This window comes from Nitratidesulfovibrio liaohensis (genome assembly GCF_011682075.1).
Classification (GTDB): Bacteria; Desulfobacterota; Desulfovibrionia; order Desulfovibrionales; family Desulfovibrionaceae; genus Cupidesulfovibrio; species Cupidesulfovibrio liaohensis.
Genome location: NZ_VSMK01000450.1, coordinates 1 through 2,110, shown reverse-complemented (window position 1 = coordinate 2,110; position 2,110 = coordinate 1). Strand labels below are relative to the sequence as shown.

Here is a 2,110-nt window from a genome sequence, read left to right as displayed (position 1 = left end):
GGCGCGACGTGCGCCGCAGGGCGGGCCAGCCGCCCTGGGCCGACGGCGAAGCGGGCAGCCCCATCAACGTGGAACAGATTTCCCGCGTCCGCGAGGCCGTGGAAGAGCAGCACGCCGCGAATCAAGACACCGGCCAGCCGGCAGACCAGGCAGCGGGCCGCCCGCGCGACCCGCACGATCTGGAAGAGCAGTTGGCGGAGTTGCTGCGCTCGCTGGACCCGGAAACCAAGTACCGCATGTAGCGCGGCTGGTGCCTGGCGCCACGGGCCCGTCATTGCGCTCTGGGCAATCCGGGCCATCTGGCCGTGCGGGCCGTCATTTGCGATCAGGGCCATCCGGCGTTCCGCCGGGGTCTGGCGTTCGTGTGCCGCCAGGCCGTTTCCCCGGGATGACCGTTCTCGGCGGCGGACGCGTTACCGCCTGGTTTCCCGAGTCTTTCCGCAGCCTTCTGCCCCCCGCTTTCACCACGAATTCCGGCGCCTGCACCCGTTCGACGCACCGGGCAGCGGGTTGCGTCCGTTGTGCCCGTGGTGTACCGGTGGCCCACCATTTCTCACGCGACCGCACAGAACCGCACGGCACGCGGCGGATGCCCGCCCCGCCGGTATCCCCGCGCCCACCTCCGGAGCCACCCCATGATCGACCTGCACGTGCACACCTGCTTCAGCGACTCCTCCATGACGCCCGCCACCGCCGTGCGCTTCGCGCGCCTTGCCGGGTATCGCGCCGTGGCCCTCACAGACCATGCCGACGGATCGAACATGGACCTCATCCTGCGCCAGGTGCTGCCCATGGCTCGCCAGTACGGGCTGTACGCGGGCATAGAGGTCTTTGCCGGGGTGGAACTGACCCACGTGCCCCCTGCCCTCATTCCCGACGCCATCAAGGAGGCGCGGGCGCTGGGTGCGCAACTGGTGGTGGTGCACGGCCAGTCGCTGGCCGACGTGGTGGAGACGGGCACCAATCTTGCCGCCATCGAAGGCGGGGCGGACGTGCTGGCCCACCCCGGCCTGCTCACCGCGGAAGACGCCGCCTACGCCGCCGAGCGCGGCGTACTGCTGGAAATAACCACCCGCCCCTCGCACGCGCTGTCCAACGGCCATGTGGCCATCACCGCGCGCGCCGCGGGTGCCCGGCTGGTCATCAACAACGACGCCCACCGCAAGGAAGACTTCGTCTCCGCCGAAAAGCGCCGCGCCGTGGCTCTGGGCGCGGGCCTTGCCCCGGCGGAAATCGAAGCCGCCGAGCAGACCCAGCGCCAGTTGGTGGAGCGGTTGGTGCGCGCCGCCCGCTAGGGACTGGCCCCAAATTGTCTTTTTGTCCGTTGGCTACGTCAAACTTCACCTGCCATATCAGTCGAATACAGCAAGAGTATGCTCCCTCATGGCAGGCTCGTTTTCCTTGCCAACGAACAAAAATCCTAATTTGGAGAAAGCCCCTGGGGCTGTTCCACTTCACGCTTCCGCCCCCCCCGCATGCGGCAACGCACCCCGGCCTAAAGTTCCGCCCCGAACTGCCGATGGGAACCATGTACCGCGGCTGACCGGTCGCCGGTTCCCCATCCCGCAGAGGTGCGGCCATGCTCGACTATTACAGATTCAAGGAAATTCACGACCTGTTCATGAAAGGCAAGACCGAGGAAGCGCGGCACGTACTGATGGAAATGCAGTCGCGTTACGTTTCCCTGTGCGACGAAAACACCATGCTGAAAATGCAGGTGCAGGAATTCGAGGACATCCTCTACCTGTCGCGCAATCTTGTCTTTGACGGGTTCTGCTATTGGCTCATCACCGGCAACATCAAGCAGGGGCCGTTCTGCCAAAGCTGCTACAACCGGGATGGCGTTCTGGTTCGCCTGACCGCGCATGAAGGCACGTGGCAATGCGCCACCTGCGGCACCGTGCACGACCGCGAAACGCACTACGGCATGCCCGCAACCGGCTTCGGCCTGGGCGCGGCGCTGGCCACGGCCCATGACGCCGGGCGTACCGCCCTGGCCGGGCTTGCCGATCTTGCCAGCATGGCTGGCAGGCCCGACCCGGCCAGCAGGACGGGACGCGCAGCCAGCATTGGCGCGGGCGACGATCTGGCGCCCGATGCGCCCCCGCCC

The 2,110-nt window shown here is 67.1% G+C and carries 2 protein-coding genes and 1 pseudogene; all 3 read left to right on the top strand.

Annotation, left to right across the window (positions count from 1 at the left end; translation table 11 throughout):
- Positions 1-242 (top strand): annotated as a pseudogene (locus tag FVW27_RS14060) (bifunctional nuclease family protein); the annotation flags it as partial.
- Between the two features lie 393 nt (positions 243-635).
- A complete protein-coding gene (locus FVW27_RS14055) occupies positions 636-1,295 on the top strand; it encodes a histidinol phosphate phosphatase domain-containing protein (RefSeq protein WP_167126207.1) in 660 nt (219 codons plus the stop codon).
- Positions 1,296-1,579: 284 nt separating this feature from the next.
- The coding region (locus FVW27_RS14050) for a hypothetical protein (RefSeq protein WP_208294802.1) at positions 1,580-2,110 on the top strand (531 nt) is incomplete at its 3' end.

Excerpts from the sequence above, each read along its gene's own strand:
- FVW27_RS14055 (WP_167126207.1), top strand. The coding sequence starts at position 636 with ATGATCGACCTGCACGTGCACACCTGCTTCAGCGACTCCTCCATGACG.